The organism is Sphingopyxis sp. GW821-FHT12F08, assembly GCF_058806755.1.
Genome location: NZ_JBXAQA010000001.1, coordinates 555759 through 570351, shown reverse-complemented (window position 1 = coordinate 570351; position 14593 = coordinate 555759). Strand labels below are relative to the sequence as shown.

General features: G+C 68.1%; 11 protein-coding genes and 1 pseudogene. 6 read left to right on the top strand and 6 right to left on the bottom strand.

Going from position 1 to position 14593, the window contains the following annotated elements; genetic code table 11:
• Positions 1-155: 155 nt before the first annotated feature.
• Positions 156-3098 (bottom strand): CHAT domain-containing protein, encoded by a 2943-nt coding sequence (locus tag AC1RNQ_RS02790; protein ID WP_493168742.1) that lies wholly within the window; start codon positions 3096-3098, stop codon positions 156-158.
• Between the two features lie 201 nt (positions 3099-3299).
• On the opposite strand from AC1RNQ_RS02790, the gene AC1RNQ_RS02785 reads away from it, so the two are divergent.
• Together AC1RNQ_RS02785 and AC1RNQ_RS02780 are read left to right on the top strand one after the other, a co-directional pair.
• The gene (locus AC1RNQ_RS02785) at positions 3300-5636 is read left to right on the top strand and encodes a TonB-dependent receptor (protein ID WP_493168741.1); all 2337 of its coding nucleotides are present in this window, start codon (positions 3300-3302) and stop codon (positions 5634-5636) included.
• A 72-nt stretch (positions 5637-5708) separates the two neighbouring features.
• The gene (locus AC1RNQ_RS02780) at positions 5709-5981 is read left to right on the top strand and encodes a DUF3297 family protein (protein WP_493168739.1); all 273 of its coding nucleotides are present in this window, start codon (positions 5709-5711) and stop codon (positions 5979-5981) included.
• Positions 5982-6069: 88 nt separating this feature from the next.
• Here AC1RNQ_RS02780 and AC1RNQ_RS02775 read toward each other — a convergent pair whose 3' ends face one another.
• The 5 genes from AC1RNQ_RS02775 to AC1RNQ_RS02755 all read right to left on the bottom strand — a co-directional run bounded on the left by AC1RNQ_RS02775 (position 6070) and on the right by AC1RNQ_RS02755 (position 12384).
• A complete protein-coding gene (locus tag AC1RNQ_RS02775) occupies positions 6070-6234 on the bottom strand; it encodes a hypothetical protein (RefSeq protein ID WP_493168738.1) in 165 nt (54 codons plus the stop codon).
• A 137-nt stretch (positions 6235-6371) separates the two neighbouring features.
• Positions 6372-7337 (bottom strand): glycoside hydrolase family 5 protein, encoded by a 966-nt coding sequence (locus AC1RNQ_RS02770; protein WP_493168736.1) that lies wholly within the window; start codon positions 7335-7337, stop codon positions 6372-6374.
• A 114-nt stretch (positions 7338-7451) separates the two neighbouring features.
• Positions 7452-7985, bottom strand: a complete 534-nt coding sequence (locus AC1RNQ_RS02765) for a CHAP domain-containing protein (protein ID WP_493168734.1) — start codon at positions 7983-7985, stop codon at positions 7452-7454.
• A 206-nt stretch (positions 7986-8191) separates the two neighbouring features.
• Positions 8192-10537 (bottom strand): putative bifunctional diguanylate cyclase/phosphodiesterase, encoded by a 2346-nt coding sequence (locus AC1RNQ_RS02760; protein WP_493168732.1) that lies wholly within the window; start codon positions 10535-10537, stop codon positions 8192-8194.
• A 95-nt stretch (positions 10538-10632) separates the two neighbouring features.
• Positions 10633-12384, bottom strand: coding sequence for a fatty acyl-AMP ligase (locus AC1RNQ_RS02755; protein ID WP_493168731.1), 1752 nt, complete (start codon positions 12382-12384; stop codon positions 10633-10635).
• A gap of 218 nt (positions 12385-12602) precedes the next feature.
• Between AC1RNQ_RS02755 and AC1RNQ_RS02750 the strand changes: the two genes are divergently transcribed.
• From AC1RNQ_RS02750 to AC1RNQ_RS02735, 4 genes and pseudogenes are all read left to right on the top strand, one after another.
• The gene (locus tag AC1RNQ_RS02750; RefSeq protein WP_493168730.1) at positions 12603-13133 is read left to right on the top strand and encodes a regulatory protein RecX; all 531 of its coding nucleotides are present in this window, start codon (positions 12603-12605) and stop codon (positions 13131-13133) included.
• Positions 13134-13166: 33 nt separating this feature from the next.
• Positions 13167-13619 (top strand): DUF192 domain-containing protein, encoded by a 453-nt coding sequence (locus AC1RNQ_RS02745; protein WP_493168729.1) that lies wholly within the window; start codon positions 13167-13169, stop codon positions 13617-13619.
• 170 nt (positions 13620-13789) lie between these two features.
• Positions 13790-14176, top strand: a complete 387-nt coding sequence (locus AC1RNQ_RS02740) for an NADH:ubiquinone oxidoreductase subunit NDUFA12 (protein ID WP_493168728.1) — start codon at positions 13790-13792, stop codon at positions 14174-14176.
• A gap of 5 nt (positions 14177-14181) precedes the next feature.
• A pseudogene (locus tag AC1RNQ_RS02735) lies at positions 14182-14586 on the top strand (DUF2155 domain-containing protein); the annotation flags it as partial.
• Positions 14587-14593: the final 7 nt, after the last annotated feature.

Sequence of the window (14593 nt, the reverse complement as noted above, 5' to 3'; positions counted from 1 at the left end):
CCAGCTGAAGGCGACGCGCCAGCCCTGGTCGAAACCGGGCACCGCATTGCGCGCTGTCCAAATATCGCCGCGATTGGCGCGCTTTTCCTTGGTGGACCGGTTCGGCGACGCGACCGGTCATGCGGCCCGTCCCGGCATGGCGCCGATTCGCGACGTCAGCGGTCGCGGTTGGTCACCAGGGTGAAGGGCGCCCAGCTCGCCGGGTGCGCCCAGTGCGGCGCCCAGCCCTCGACCGCCGTGCCGTCGGCCCGCCGGCCGGTGCGCACCGCCGCCATCGCCGCGGCGAGCGCGGTCGCGGGCGAGGCGTCGCGATTCGCGAGCGCCTCGACGGTCAGCGCCGCGGTCGCGTCGTCGGCGACGCGCCAGTGGCTTGCGAGCAGATTGTCGGCGCCGGCATAGAGGAAGCTGCGCGCGAGGCTCGACAGCGATTCGCCGCTGGCGCCCGCCTCGACCCCCGGAGTCGCGGTGTTGCACGCCGACAGCACGACCCAGCGCGCCGACAGCGACAGCGCCGCGGCCTCGCTGGCGGTGAGCAGCCCGTCGTCGGCGAGGCTGGCCTTGCCCGGCGGGGTGAGCACGAGGCCGGGCTCGGACCCGGTGCCCATTTCGCCGGGCAGAAGGCCGTGGGTCGCGAACACTACCGCGATCGCGCGCGGCAGTTCGCGGTCGGCCTTGACCGCGCTCTCGGTCGCGTCGCGGCCGAGGCGGAGCCCCCCGCCGCCCGAAATCGCCGCCGACAATTTGGTGAGCTCGACGACGGTGCCGGGCAGCGGGTCGAGCCGGCGGAGCTTGTCGACCGATGCCATCGTCCTGTCGCCGTCGGCGAGCGTCAGCCCCGCGCCGCGCACCCCGACGCCGCCGCGCTTGCGCAGCGTGCCGTCGGCGCCGCGCGCCGCGGCCCGGCCGCTGCCCGCGAGCGTCGGTGCGCCATAGGCGACGAGGTCGGGGCGGCGCGAGGCGGCGGTGGGGGGATCGGTGCGCCGGGCGAGCGCGAGCGCGCTGACCGAGGGCAAAGTGACGAAGCGATAATGTCTGGCGAGCCAGTCGGTCGCGGCGAGGTCGCTCACCGTCCCGCTTTCGGCGTCGCCCGCCGGCGGGCTCGCGACGAGCGCGGCGAGCGGCAGCCCGGCGATCGGTCCGCTTGCGACGCTGTAGATGCGCCCGCCCGCGGGCAGCGCTTCGGCAACGGGGGCGACCAGCCGCTGGTAGAGGCGCCAGGCGGCGGCGCGGTCGTAGCGCGGATAGCGTTCGTCGATCACGCTCTTGTCTCCGCGTTCCTGCGCTTCGAGCAGCGCATTATAGTCGGGCAGCGAGCAGGTGTTCTCGTCGATCCGGCATTTGAGCCGCGCGACGTCGGCGGCGACGGGCGCCGCCCCCTCGTCGACGCGGTGCCAGCGCGCCGCCTTTTTCGAGATGGCGAAGGCATAATGATGGCCTTCGGACGGGAGCAGCATCAGCACCGCCTCGTCGGGTTCGAGCAGCGCCTGCACCGCGGCAACGTCGATCGCCTTCGGGGTCACCAGCGTCGCATAGTCGGGGAATTCGGCGGCGATGCGCGCGTCGAGCGGCGCGAGCCGGGCGGCCGCGGCGTCGAGCTCGGCGCGCAGCGCGGCGGCTTTCGCCTCGTCCTTGCCGAGCGACTGGTCGCGGTAGCGCTGGTTCAGCGACACCACCGCCTGCGCGGTGTCCTGGCGCTGGCGCACCAGCTCGCCGAGCGGGCCCGCGCCGGCGAGGTCGCGCGCCGCCGCCTCGTTGATCGCGTCGCCCGCGTCGGTCAGCGTCAGGTCCTGCGCGGCGAGGAAGGCGGGGTTCAGCGCGTCGGGCTGGCCGCCCCGCGCTGCCCAGCCCGCGAACAGCACCATGTCGAACGCGCCCGATTGCGGGTTGCGGCGGGTGCCGCGCGCGACCGCCTTGGCGAGCGCGGCGACCGCGGGGTTGGCGTCGCTGCCGCCGATCCCCGCATCGCGCCGCTGCCGCAGCCGGTCGGCGGCGTCGGCCGCCGCGGCCAGCCCGTCGGCCTCGCGCCCCTTCACCTGCGCGCGCGCGCGGGCGAGGGTGGTGAGCAGGATGATCGTGTCGGTCCTGGTGTCGCGCCAATTGCCCTTTTCGGCCTCGAGCTGCAGCGGCAGCGCTTCCTCGAAATAGGGCAGCGACTCCTCGGCCTTGCCCTGGCCGAGCAGCGCGAGCGCAAAATTATAGCGCGATTTCTGGGTGCCGATATCGTCGCGGCCGTTGAGCCGCTCGCCCTCGGTCGCCGCGATGCGGCCCGGTCCCTCGGCCGCGGCGAAGCGGCCGGAAATGTTGCGGTAATAGCTGATCTGGTTGTTCGCGAACTGGCGCTGATAGTCGGTGTAGGCGGGGTCCTGCATCGTGACGAGCAGCGCGTCGAAGGCGCGGTCCGATTCCTCGTCGCGGCGCACCAGCGTCAACGCCTCGGCATAGCGCAGCTGCAATTCCCAATGGTCGGCCGTCGTCATCCCCACCGCGGCGAGCTCGGCGAAACTATCGTCGAGCGCGCGCGCGACCTCGGCGTAGCGACCCTCGTCGAGCAGCTCGCGGCCGTACATTTCGAGGCCGATGCGTGCGCTGAAGGCCGGCGAGCCGCGAAGCATGCCCAGTTCGGCGGCGCGGCGATGCACCAGTCGTGCGTGCCCCATCCGCTCGTCGCGGCCCATCCCCAGGCTCATCCAGTCGAGGAAGAACAGCTCGCCCGCGTCGTCCCCGGCGGCAGCGGCGCGCGCCGCATAGCCGCGCATCTTGGCGGTGATGCGCTGATAATCGGCGTCGCCGGCTTCGCGGTCGCCGCCAAAATAGATCCAGAGCCCGGTTTCGACGCTGAACAGATTGTCGTCCGACAACTGGCCGCGATATTTGGCGGCCAGATCGACGAGGAGGAGCGCGGCCTGGACCTGTTCCTCGCCCTTCGCCGATTCGAAATACTCTATCGCGTCGCCGACGACCTTGTTCGCCGCATCGTCGCAATCGGGGTTCTTGTCGCCCGCGCAGACCGCCGGCGGCGGTTCGGCGGCGAGGACGGGTAAGGCGGCCGAGGCCAGCAGCGCGGCGGAAAGGGCGAAGCTCGCCCGGCGTATCGTCATGGTTGGACTTCCCGATACGCGACCCTGCGCCGCTCATGCCAAGCTTTGCGGGGCCCCGCAAGGGCGGGCGGCGTTCGTGACAGCGGCTTTCGTTATCCTGTCATCATCGGGTCATGCTTGTGCCGCGGCGCAGCAATATCGCCTGCCTAAAGCCCCGGCGCGTCCCGCGCCATTTCGGCGCGGGCAAAGGGGACTCTCCAGATGACACATAATAGGAGCCGCCGCCTGCGGGCGGGTGCCGCGCTGGTCGCAATGCTGGCGGCGACGCCGGCCTTTGCCGAAGAAGCTGCCGAGAGCGCCGCCGCCGCGGATGCCGGCGACGAGATCGTCGTGCTCGGCATCGGCGAAGCGCGCCAGGTCCAGGAACTCGGGGCCGCCGACATCGCGCTCGAAGTCGCGGGGATCAGCCCGCTGAAAGCCATCGACAAGCTGCCGGGCGTCAATTTCCAGGCCGCCGACCCGTTCGGCGCCTACGAATGGTCGTCGCGTATCTCGATCCGCGGTTTCAGCCAGAACCAGCTCGGCTTCACGCTCGACGGCATTCCGCTCGGCGACATGAGCTATGGCAACCACAACGGCCTGCACATCAGCCGCGCGATCATCAGCGAGAATGTCGGCCGCGTCGAAGTCGCGCAGGGCGCGGGCGCGCTCGGCGCCGCCTCGTCGAGCAACCTCGGCGGCACGATCGAATTCTTCTCGCGCGATCCCAAGCCCGATATGGGGGTCGAATTTTCGGGCACCTATGGCAGCGAGCAGACCAAGCGCGCCTATGTCCGTCTCGACAGCGGCGAAATCATGTTCGGCGGGCCGATGCTCACCGTCAGCTATGCCTGGCAGGATGCCGACAAGTGGAAGGGCGACGGCGTCCAGCGCCAGCACCAGGTCAATGCGCGCATCGTCCAGCCGGTCGGCGAGGGACGCCTGTTCGGCTTCGTCAACTATTCGGACCGCGCCGAGAACGACTATCAGGATCTGAGCGCCGAGATGGTGAACCGCCTCGGCTACGACTGGGACAATTTCGCCAAGGACTGGGACCTCGCGGTCCGCGTCGCACAAATCTACCAGAACCAGGTCGCGCGCGCGGCGTTCAACACCGGCGTTGCCAACGGCAGCCTGCCGCTGGGCTCGACCTTCACCGCGCCCTACGCCGGCGTCGGCGAGGCCTTCCCCGCGCCGATCCTGACCGTCGACGACGCCTATTATGACGCGTCGGGGCTGCGCAAGGACTGGCTCGCGGGGGTCGGCGGCGACGTGCCGGTGACCGACAACTGGACGCTGAAGGCGACCGGTTATTACCACAACAACAAGGGCCGCGGCCTGTGGTTCACACCTTATGTCACGACCCCCGGCGGCGCACCGATCACCATCCGCACCACCGAATATGCAATCGAACGCTTCGGCGTCGTCGCGTCGAGCGAGGTCACCATCGGCGCGAACACCGTCGATTTCGGGCTGTGGTACGAGGATAATGACTTCAACCAGGCGCGGCGCTTCTACGGCCTCGCCAACACCGCGGGCGCGCCGAGCCGCGGCAGCCTGAAATTCCCCAAGGACCCGCTCGCGACCCAGTGGGAGTTCGATTTCAACACCGAGACGCTGCAATATCATGTGCAGGACCGGCTCGATCTGGGCGCGGTCCAGATCAACGCTGGCTGGAAGGGGCTGAAGGTCACCAACGAGGCGACCCCGGTCGTACGCGGCGGGCTCGCGGCGGGCCGCACGGTGGCGAAGGACTGGTTCCTGCCGCAGGCGGGGCTGCTCTATCGCCTCGATGGCGACAATGAGGTCTTCGCGAGCTTCACGCAGAATATGCGCGCCTTCGAAAGCTCGGCGACGGGCGGGCCCTTCGCGACGACGCAGGCGGGCTTCGACGCGCTCGACCTCAAGCCCGAGACCTCGACCACCTACGAGCTCGGCTTCCGCACCAAGTCGCCCGTCTTCCAGGGCGTCGTCGCGGGCTATTATGTCGACTTCAAGGACCGCATCATCGCCTTCGCCAACGGGTCGGGCATCCAGGGCAATCCGGCGATCCTGCAGAATGTCGGCGACGTCCGTTCGTGGGGGATCGAGGCCGCGGGCACCTTCCGCGTCACCCCCGAACTCTCGCTGTTCGGCTCCTACGCCTATAACGACGCCGAATATCAGGACGATGTCGTCAACGCCGCGAATGTCGTGATCGCGGCGACCGCGGGCAAGACGGTGGTCAATTCGCCCAAGCATCTCGCCAAGGGCGAGGTGACCTGGGACAATGGCAATATCTTCGCGCGCGCCGGCGTCGGCTATACCTCGAAGCGCTATTATTCGTTCGAGAACGACGCCGAGGTCGGCGGCTTCGCGATCGTCGATGCCAGCATCGGCTATCGCTTCACCGAGGGGGCGCTGAACGGGCTGACGATCCAGGCGAACGCCACCAACCTGTTCGACAAGGACTATATCTCGACGATCGGCACCAACGGCTTCTCCAACCGCGGCGACAACCAGACGCTGCTCGCGGGGGCGCCGCAGCAGTTCTTCGTGACGCTGAAGGGCGACTTCTAAACCAGCCTTCGCGATTGACGATGGTGGCGCGGCTCCCTAGGGCCGCGCCATCTTTTTATGGGAATTGCGATCATGACCGACACCCCCCCCGACCATCTGTCGACCAACCCGCGGTCGCCGCATTTCGACATGGAGGTGCTGCAGCGCGGCATCGGCATCCGCTTCAAGGGCAAGGAGCGCACCGACGTCGAGGAATATTCGATCTCCGAAGGCTGGATCCGCGTCGCCGCGGGCAAGTCGAAGGACCGCTTCGGCCAGCCGATGACGATCAAGCTGTCGGGCGAAGTCGAAGCCTGGTTCGAGGATGTGGCGGGCGAGGGCGGCACGGACGCCGACGCCGAATAAACGGCGTCGGCGCACACGCCGTCCGGCCGCCGCGCCGGGCGTTCAACGGGGCTCGCGCGTCCCGCGAGCCATTTTTTGCCGGCCCGCCTCAGATCTGGCAGTGGCAGCGCTGCGTATTCTCGTCGAATTCGCAGCCGGGCAGGCAATATTTCGGAAATTCCTGGAATGCCGTGGCGGTGTTGCAGGGCTTGGGTGCGCTGAAGCCGGTCAATGCTCCGAACAATATCAGCCCGATAAAAATACGCTGCTTCATATCGTCTCCCCGTTACTCTGCTATTTGTGCAGAGAAACAGATAGTAACAGGCTTTTCGGGTAACGGCAAAATAGAATTGGCATCGCCCGGCCAGGCTTTCGGCAGCCTCCCAAGTTAACGCGACGCCTTCGCGGAGCTTACATCCCCGCCATCTTGCGCAGCTGCGCGCGCACCAGCCTGCCCGATGCGGTGACATCTTCCTCGCGCCATGTCCCGTCGGTGGCGGTGCCGGGCTTGAAGATTGCGCTTTTCTCGTCCTTGTCGGCGATCGACCAGTTGGCGTAGCCGATTCCGCGCGCCTCCATCCAGTCCCACCAGATTTGCGCTTCGGCGGCGTCGATGCTTTCGTCGCCGCTCGCCTGCGTCGTGCCATATTCGGTGACGAACAGCGCCGCGCCGCGATCAAGCGCGGCCTGCGCCTTGTCGCGATAGGGCTGTTTGTGGCTCGCCGCGTAATAGTGCAGCGTATAGGCGATGTTGGTCCCCGCGACGGGATCGGCGGCCGCCTCGTCGACATCCTGGCTCCAGCTCCTTGTGCCGAGCACCGCGATATTGTCGGGGTCGTGCGCGCGGATCGCGGTGAGCACTTGCGTATGGTAGGGTTTCAGCACTTTCGCCCAGCCATGCTCGGGCAGTGGCTCGTTATAGGTTTCGTAGATCAGGTTCGGCCGGTCGCCATATTTGGCCGCGAGCTTGCCGAAATAGTCGGCGGCTTCCTCTGGGTGCGGCTGGTGCGCGTGCCAGTCGATGATGACATAGAGGCCGAGCCTGGTCGCCGCCTCGATCACCGTCTCGACCTTCGCCGCTTCGGCCGCGGGGTGGGTGAGATAACCGCCATGCTCGACCGCCATCGCGGCGCGAATGACGGTGATCCCCCAGTCGTCGCGCCGGCGGCGGAGCGTCGCTTCGTTATAGTAACGCGGGATCCACTGGCTCCAGAACAGGCTCATCCCGCGCAGCGTCACGGGTTCGCCGTGCGCGTCGACGACCCGCGTGCCCTCGACGCGGAGCTGGCCGTGGCGCTCGACCGGGGTCTGGGCGTGCGCGCCCGCCGCCAGCAGGAGCGCCGCGATCCCAAAGACCAACCTCGCCAGCCGCGCCATCTTGCTTCCCCTCCGAGTCCGTGGAGAAAGCATAAGCGCCGTGTTTCCGCTCGCAAGCGGATTGGTCAGGAATAGGTATGAAATTGGTATGGACGGCGCCGAAGCGCCGCGGGCTTATTGGCCGAGCGAGGCGACGACCAGTTCGAGGTCGTTGCCGGGTTTCCAGTCGTTGTTCGCCCAGACGGGGGCCTCGAAGCTCGGCGCCTTGCGCGGCGCGCCGTTGGCGTAGATGAAGCCCTGCACCGGATTGGCGCGCAGGCCGAGGTCGCCGATCGGGGCGTACCACACGCGGACCATGCTCCAGTCGCCCGACGGGCTGACGTCGACGACGCGGACATTGCGCTCGATCTGGCCGCGGCGGCCGTTGATCGGCGACCAGTTCGCATGATCGATCAGGATTTCGCGGTCGCCGACGATCTTCTTGACCACCGCGACATGGCCGATCGGCATGCCGCGGCTGCCGGCGAAGGCCATGACCGCGCCCTCGCGCGGTTCGTCGCCGCGCTCATATTGACCCTCGGCCTGCGCCCACCAGGTCCCGGCGTTGCCGCGGATCTCGACGCCCGATTCGGCGCGCGCGAAGGGGACGCACTGGAGGTAGGACGCGGCGGCGGCGGGGGTGGCGGTCAGCGCGGCGGCGAACATCATCGCGCATGCGACAATGGCTGCTGAAAAGCGGCTGGCTGACATGGAAAGCGACCCCCGTTGGCTTGTGTTCAAGCGTTGGAGCCTCTCTGCCACGCCGCGGGCGACAAACCACCCGCCGCGCGACGAATCGCATCGCAGGCGGGGTGAGCCGGGGAACCGTTTGAAAGCGCGCTCGATTCGTCGACGGACGGGCTCAACTCGCCGTGTCAGGCGGCGGCGACGGCCTGGCCGGCGGGTGGGCGGAAGAGCGTCAGAACGTCGGCGGCGGGCATCGGGCGGCCGTAATAATAGCCCTGGATATTGCTGCAGCCGAGGCTGCGAATCGTGTCGACCTCGACCTCGGTCTCGGCACCCTCGGCGGTGGTCGACATGCCGAGGCTATCGGCGAGCGCGACGACGGCGCGGATGATCGCGATCGATTCGGTGATGCCCTTGGCGGCGCCGACGACGAAGCTGCGGTCGACCTTGATCGTCGAGAATTGCGTCTTCCTGAGATAGCCGAGCGACGAATAGCCGGTGCCGAAATCGTCGAGACTGAGCCGGATGCCGAGGCCGATCAGCTGGTCGAGCAATTGCGCCGCGCCGCCGCCGTCGCGCAGGAACACGCTTTCGGTGACCTCGATCTCGAGCCGCTGCGGCGGCAGCCCGCTCTGCGCAAGCGCCGAGACGACGACCGAGGCGAAGGCCGGGTCGGTGAGCTGTTCGGCCGACACGTTGACCGCGACCTTGAGGTTCGAGGGCCATTTCATCGCCTCGTGGCACGCGGTGCGCAACACCCATTCGCCGATCGGCGAGATCAGGCGGCTGTCCTCGGCGAGCGGGATGAAGCGGCCCGGCGAGACATTGCCGAGCTTCTGGTTGTTCCAGCGGATCAGCGCCTCGAAACCGTTGAGCGTCCCGTCGGCGGCGGTGACGACGGGCTGGTAATAAAGTTCGAACTCGCGCCGTTCGAGCGCGCCGCGCAGTTCCTGTTCCATCACGCGCCGTTCCTCGGCCTGTGCGTGCAAGGAGGCGACATAGCCGGCGACGACATTGCCGCCCTTGTCCTTCGACTTGTACAGCGCGAGATCGGCGTTGCGCGTCAGCGTCTCGACCGTCGCGCCGTCCTGCGGGCCCATCGCGTAACCGACGCTGGCGCCGACGAACAATTGATGGTTGTCGACGACATAGGGCCGGCTCAAGGTTGCGATGATGCGGCGCGCGAGCCCTTCGGCCTCTTCGGCCGACGGCAGATTGTGGAGCACGACGCCGAATTCGTCGCCGCCCAGCCGCCCGCAGGTCATGCTGTGCTCCATCATGCTGCGGAGCCGCGCCGCGACCTGCGCCAGCAATTTGTCGCCGACCGGATGGCCGAGCGTATCGTTCACCGCCTTGAAGCGGTCGAGGTCGATCATCAGCAGCGCGCAGCGCGTCTTGGCCTCGATCGCATGGGTCAGCGCGCGTTCGAGATCCTCGTTCAGGCTGAGGCGGTTGGGCAGGCCGGTGAGGTTGTCGAAGCGCGCCATCTTGGCGATCTGTTCGGCCGAGGCGCGCTGTTCGGTGACGTCCGATCCGACGCCGCGGAAGCCGAGGAACTTGCCCGCCTCGTCGAGGCGCGGCGAGGCCGACAGCTCCCACCAGCGCGGCGTGCCGTCGATGGTCACCGGGACGATCAGGTTCGAAAAGCTCTCGCGGCGCTTCATCCGCTCGGCCATGTCGTGCAGGCTCTTGGGGAAATTGCCCGTCTCCCACGCGTCGCCCGAAAGCGCCTGGAGCAAGGGCAGCCCCTCGAGCTGGTCGGCGGGCGAGCCGAGCGCGAAGGCGAGCCGCGGCGTCACATGGATGAGGCGGCGGGCGTTGTCGGTCTGCCACAGCCAGTCGGCCGAGGTTTCCTCGAACTCGCGGAGCAGCAGGCTGACCGTCTCGGTCTTTTCGTGCAGCACCTCTTCGGCGCGGCGGAAGCGGATATGGCTCTGCGCGAAGCGGATGCAGAAGCCCGACAGCAGCGCGCCCGCGGCGACCGCGATCCCGGCCTGCGCCGGCATGCCGGCGACGACCAGCGCCGCCGCCGCCGACAGGCTTACCGGAACGATGAACAGCAGGCACGCCATCGGCAGCGTGTGCGCGGCGATCGCCAGCGTCAGCATCATCAGCAGCGCGACGGTCCACATCGACAATATATGGTCGGGCGAGGGCGAGAGGCCCTGCAGCCAGAAGGGCGCCGACCAGACGATCGCCGAATAAAAGGCGTGGCGGTGGCACAGGTTGAACTCGGCGGCGCCCGAATGGTGGAGCTCGCCGAGCGGCAGGCGCGAGACGACCTGCCACGACCAGAGGGTGAAGAGGATCGTGGCGGCCGCCCAGCCCGCGACCATAGCGAGCGGCACCGCGCTCAGCATCGTCAGCACCGCGACGATCGTCATGCCGAGCCCCATGCCGAGGCGCAGCTTGCCGCGCCCGCGCAGCGGCGCGAGTTGCAGCTGCCGGAGGTCGCCGATGTCCTGGTCGCGCGGGCTCAGCCCGAGCAGCGCACGCGCAGGAATATCGTCGGTCGGAATCGGATCGTTCGCCACCCTGGTCACAGGACAGGTCTAGCGAAACGGAGTTACCCGAAAGTAACTATCAGGCGGTTCGTGCGCGCTTTTTCTGTCCCGCAGGGGGACGGAATTCAGGCCGCGATGGCGAAGGGCTGGATTTCCCCGGCCAGATATTGCGCGCGCGCTTTCGACCGGCTCAATTTGCCCGAACTGGTGCGCGGCAGCGTGCGCGGCGGGATCAGTTCGATCAGGCAGTTCATGCCGGTGATCGCGCGGACGCGGTCGCGGATCGTCTCGCGCAGCGCGGCGCGCTCGGCATCGTCGCTGGTGCGGCACTGGACGAGCACCGCCGGCGTCTCCTCGCCGCCCGGCGCGGTGATCGCGAAGGCGGCGATGTCGCCCGACTTGAAGCCGGGCAGCTGCTCGACCGCCCACTCGATATCCTGCGGCCAGTGATTCTTGCCGTTGATGATGATCATGTCCTTGGCGCGGCCGACGATATAGATATAACCGTCTGACAAATAACCCATATCGCCGGTGTCGAGCCAGCCGTCGACGAGGCAGGCGGCGGTCGATTCGGGGTCGCGGAAATAGCCGGTCATCAGCGACGGGCCGCTGCACCAAACCTTGCCCACGGTCTGGTCGGGCAGCACGCCCCCCGCTTCGTCGCGGACCTCGATCACCATGTCGCGCGCGGCGCGGCCGCAGTTGACGATCGCACGATAGCGCGTCGGGCGGCCCGAATCATTGGCGGCGCCCGACAGCTCGGTTTCCTCGACCAGTTCGACGACGATGCCCTCGCCCGGCGGCATGATGCTGACCGCGAGCGTCGCCTCGGCGAGGCCGTAGCTCGGCAGGAAGGCGCTCGCCTTGAACCCGGCGTCGGCGAAGGCGTCGACGAAGCTCTGCATCACGTCGGGGCGGATCATGTCGGCGCCATTGCCCGCGACGCGCCAGCGCGACAGGTCGAAGCGGTCGGCGACATGCGTCTGGCTCGACACGCGGCGCGCGCAAATGTCGTAGCCGAAGGTCGGCGAGTAGCTGAGCGTCGTGCCCGCATTGCGGCTGATCAGGTCGAGCCAGGCGAGTGGTCGGCGCGCGAAATCCTCGGTCTTGAGATAATCGACCGACACCTGGTTCGCGACGGGCGAGAGCAGGCAGCCGACGAGGCCCATGTCGTGATACCAGGGCAGCCAGCTGATGCAGCGGTCGCTGTCCTGGACGTTCATCCCGTGCGAATGCGCGGCGAGATTGTTGAGCAGCGCCGCATGGGTCACCGCGACGCCGTGCGGGAAGCGCGTCGAGCCGCTGCTGTACTGGAGGTAGCAGGTCTCGTCCGACTGCTGTTCGGGCAGGTCGACCGGCGGCGCGGGACGCGCGCCGAATTCGCTCCAGTCCATCGGCGCGACATGCTGTTTCTCGGCCGCCTCGATCGCCATCGCGGCGATTTCGGGCGGGAAGAACAGCATCCTGGGGTCGCAGCTGGTCAGCTGGACGACGAGCTGGCCGACATAGGAGTCGCGACCGCCGAAGCTGGTCGGCAGCGGCAGCGGCACCGGCCAGGCACCGGCATAGATGGTGCCGAAGAAGAGCGCGGCGAATTCGGCGCCGGTTTCGGCGATCAGCGCGATGCGGTCGCCGGGCTTCACCCCCGCGGCGATCAGCCGATAGGCGGCGGCGAGCGAATCGGCCTTGAGCTCGCTATACGGATAGGGGCGCACCAGACGCCCACGCGGATCGTGGAAATTGAGCCCGCGCGTGCCGCTCGCGGCATAGTCGAGCGCTTCGCCGACGGTGGCGAAGTCCGAAAAACGGCGCGGCTGTGTACATATGGTCGGCGTCGGCACGAGCGCGTCGGCCGCATCGTTGATCTTGTCGTTCATAGGAGCTCCGGCATCCCGCGATGCGGGGCGCGCGGCAACAAGCATGTCATCTTTCTGGGCCATACGTGCTGCGCGATCCCTTATCGTTGGAACAAATCGCCTATTTTCAGGCATTGATGCCCGATATGGCGGCGCTGGTCGTTCTCAATCAGGCCCGACTGTGGCATAAACATGGCATGGTCAACTCCCGCGCGCGATCCGACCGGGGCAGGAAACCCTTGGACGCAGCGCGGCTCGAGGAGCTGGCGCTCGCCTATGTCGCCAGATTCGCGACCAGTCGCGCCAAGCTGGCGCGCTATCTGTCGAGAAAGATACGCGAATCCGAATGGACCGACAATGTCGATCCGGCGACGGCGTGCGCGGCGCTGGTCGCCAAGATCGAGCGGCTGGGTTTCGTCGACGACAGGCAATATGCCGCGATGCGCGGCGCCGCGATGACGCGGCGCGGACTCGGCACGCGGCGCGTGAAGGCGCAATTGTGGGTCGACGGAATCGCCGCCGCCGACGCGGCGGAGGCGGTCGAAAGCGCCGAGGATGCGGCGCTCGCCTCGGCGCTGGGCTTTGCGCGCCGCCGCCGTTTGGGGCCCTTCGCGGTGCAGGCGGCGGACGATCCGGCACAGCGCGAGCGTCAGGTCGCAGCCTTTGCGCGCGCCGGCCATTCGCTCGGCCTCGCGCGGCGGATCCTGGCGATTCGTCCCGGCGACGATGCGGCGTTGGCGGCGCTGGACGAAGAAGCGGCGCGCGACTAGGGCAGGGGCGTCCAACCGGCGAAAGGAATGCCGATGCGTGCGCTTTTTCCCGCCCTCGCGCTGATCATGGCCGCGCCGCTCGCCGGCTGTTCGGGCAACGGTGCGCAGGCCGAAAGTTCGTCGACCGCGGTGACGGTGAAAATGGCGGACAAGGCGCATGTCTTCAACGTGGAGGTAGCGCGGACGGCAGAGGAACAGGAAAAGGGGCTGATGTTCCGCACCAGCCTGTCCGAGGGCGGGGGCATGCTCTTTCCGTTCGAAAAGCCCAAATATGCGAGCTTCTGGATGAAGAATACGCTGATCCCGCTCGACATGATCTTCATCCGCGCCGACGGCAGCATCGACCGCATCGCCGAAAACACCATCCCCGAGAATCTCGAACCGGTGGTCAGCGGCGGCGAGGTGAGCGCGGTGCTCGAGCTCGCGGGGGGCACCGCGGCGAAGCTCGGCATCGACGAGAGCGCGACGGTGACTTGGAAAGATTGAGCCATCCCCATTTCCGTTCGCCCTGAGCTTGTCGAAGGGCCGTTCTTTTTCTTGTCGGCGCTGAAGGAAAGCACGGTCCTTCGACAAGCTCAGGACAAACGGCAAAAGGGGGAGCGCAATGCCGCTTTGGCGCTTGCGCGACCGCTCTGCTTGCCTGTAAACGCGCGGCCATGGGCATTTTAGGCAAGATTTTCACCTGGTGGGACGGCGCGACCGTCGGCACGCTCCTCAACAGCTGGGCGAGCGGCGAGAAGGTCGGCGAGGACAGCCTCGGCAACACCTATCACCGCGCCAGGAAGGGCAACCGCCGCTGGGTGCTCTATAACGGATCGAACGACGCGAGCCGCGTGCCGCCCGAATGGCACGGCTGGCTGCACGGCACCTTTGACGAATTGCCCGCCGATATCCTGCCCGCGCCGCGCACATGGGAGCAGGACCCGAGCGCGAATCTGACCGGCAGCACGGGCGCCTATCGCCCCGCCGGCGCGCTCGAACGCGGCGGCCGCCGCGCCGCCGCGACCGGCGACTACGAGGCCTGGCGCCCCGGCGCCGAGTGAGCCGCATGCGTGCGCGCCCGATCCCGACCGCGCTGATCGCGCTGCTCGCCGCGACCGCGCTCGCCGGCTGCGACCGTAGCCCGTCGCAGGGCAAGGGCAGCGCGACCGTCCAGACGGTCGCCAAGTCCGAACGCGTTCCCGCCGAGGTCGGCGGCATCGAGGGGGCGACCCCGATGGCCGAGCGCGTCGCGGTGGTCGGCCTGCTCAACAAGCGCAACGGGCTGGTCCGCGATCTCGAGCTGAAGCCCGGCGACAGCGCGCGCGTCGGCCGCGCGATCGTCCGCCTGCGCGCGTGCGAGACGACTGCGCCGTGGGAGGATCCGCCCGAGACCGGCGCCTTCGTCCAGCTGACCGTGCAGGACCAGCGCGACGACCAATGGTACCGCGTCTTTTCGGGCTGGATTTTCCGCGAGCGCC

Excerpts from the sequence above, each read along its gene's own strand:
- AC1RNQ_RS02755 (WP_493168731.1), bottom strand. The coding sequence starts at position 12,384 with ATGAACGACAAGATCAACGATGCGGCCGACGCGCTCGTGCCGACGCCG.
- AC1RNQ_RS02745 (WP_493168729.1), top strand. The coding sequence starts at position 13,167 with ATGCGTGCGCTTTTTCCCGCCCTCGCGCTGATCATGGCCGCGCCGCTC.
- AC1RNQ_RS02790 (WP_493168742.1), bottom strand. The coding sequence starts at position 3,098 with ATGACGATACGCCGGGCGAGCTTCGCCCTTTCCGCCGCGCTGCTGGCC.
- AC1RNQ_RS02775 (WP_493168738.1), bottom strand. The coding sequence starts at position 6,234 with ATGAAGCAGCGTATTTTTATCGGGCTGATATTGTTCGGAGCATTGACC.
- AC1RNQ_RS02740 (WP_493168728.1), top strand. The coding sequence starts at position 13,790 with ATGGGCATTTTAGGCAAGATTTTCACCTGGTGGGACGGCGCGACCGTC.
- AC1RNQ_RS02780 (WP_493168739.1), top strand. The coding sequence starts at position 5,709 with ATGACCGACACCCCCCCCGACCATCTGTCGACCAACCCGCGGTCGCCG.
- AC1RNQ_RS02770 (WP_493168736.1), bottom strand. The coding sequence starts at position 7,337 with ATGGCGCGGCTGGCGAGGTTGGTCTTTGGGATCGCGGCGCTCCTGCTG.
- AC1RNQ_RS02765 (WP_493168734.1), bottom strand. The coding sequence starts at position 7,985 with ATGATGTTCGCCGCCGCGCTGACCGCCACCCCCGCCGCCGCCGCGTCC.
- AC1RNQ_RS02785 (WP_493168741.1), top strand. The coding sequence starts at position 3,300 with ATGACACATAATAGGAGCCGCCGCCTGCGGGCGGGTGCCGCGCTGGTC.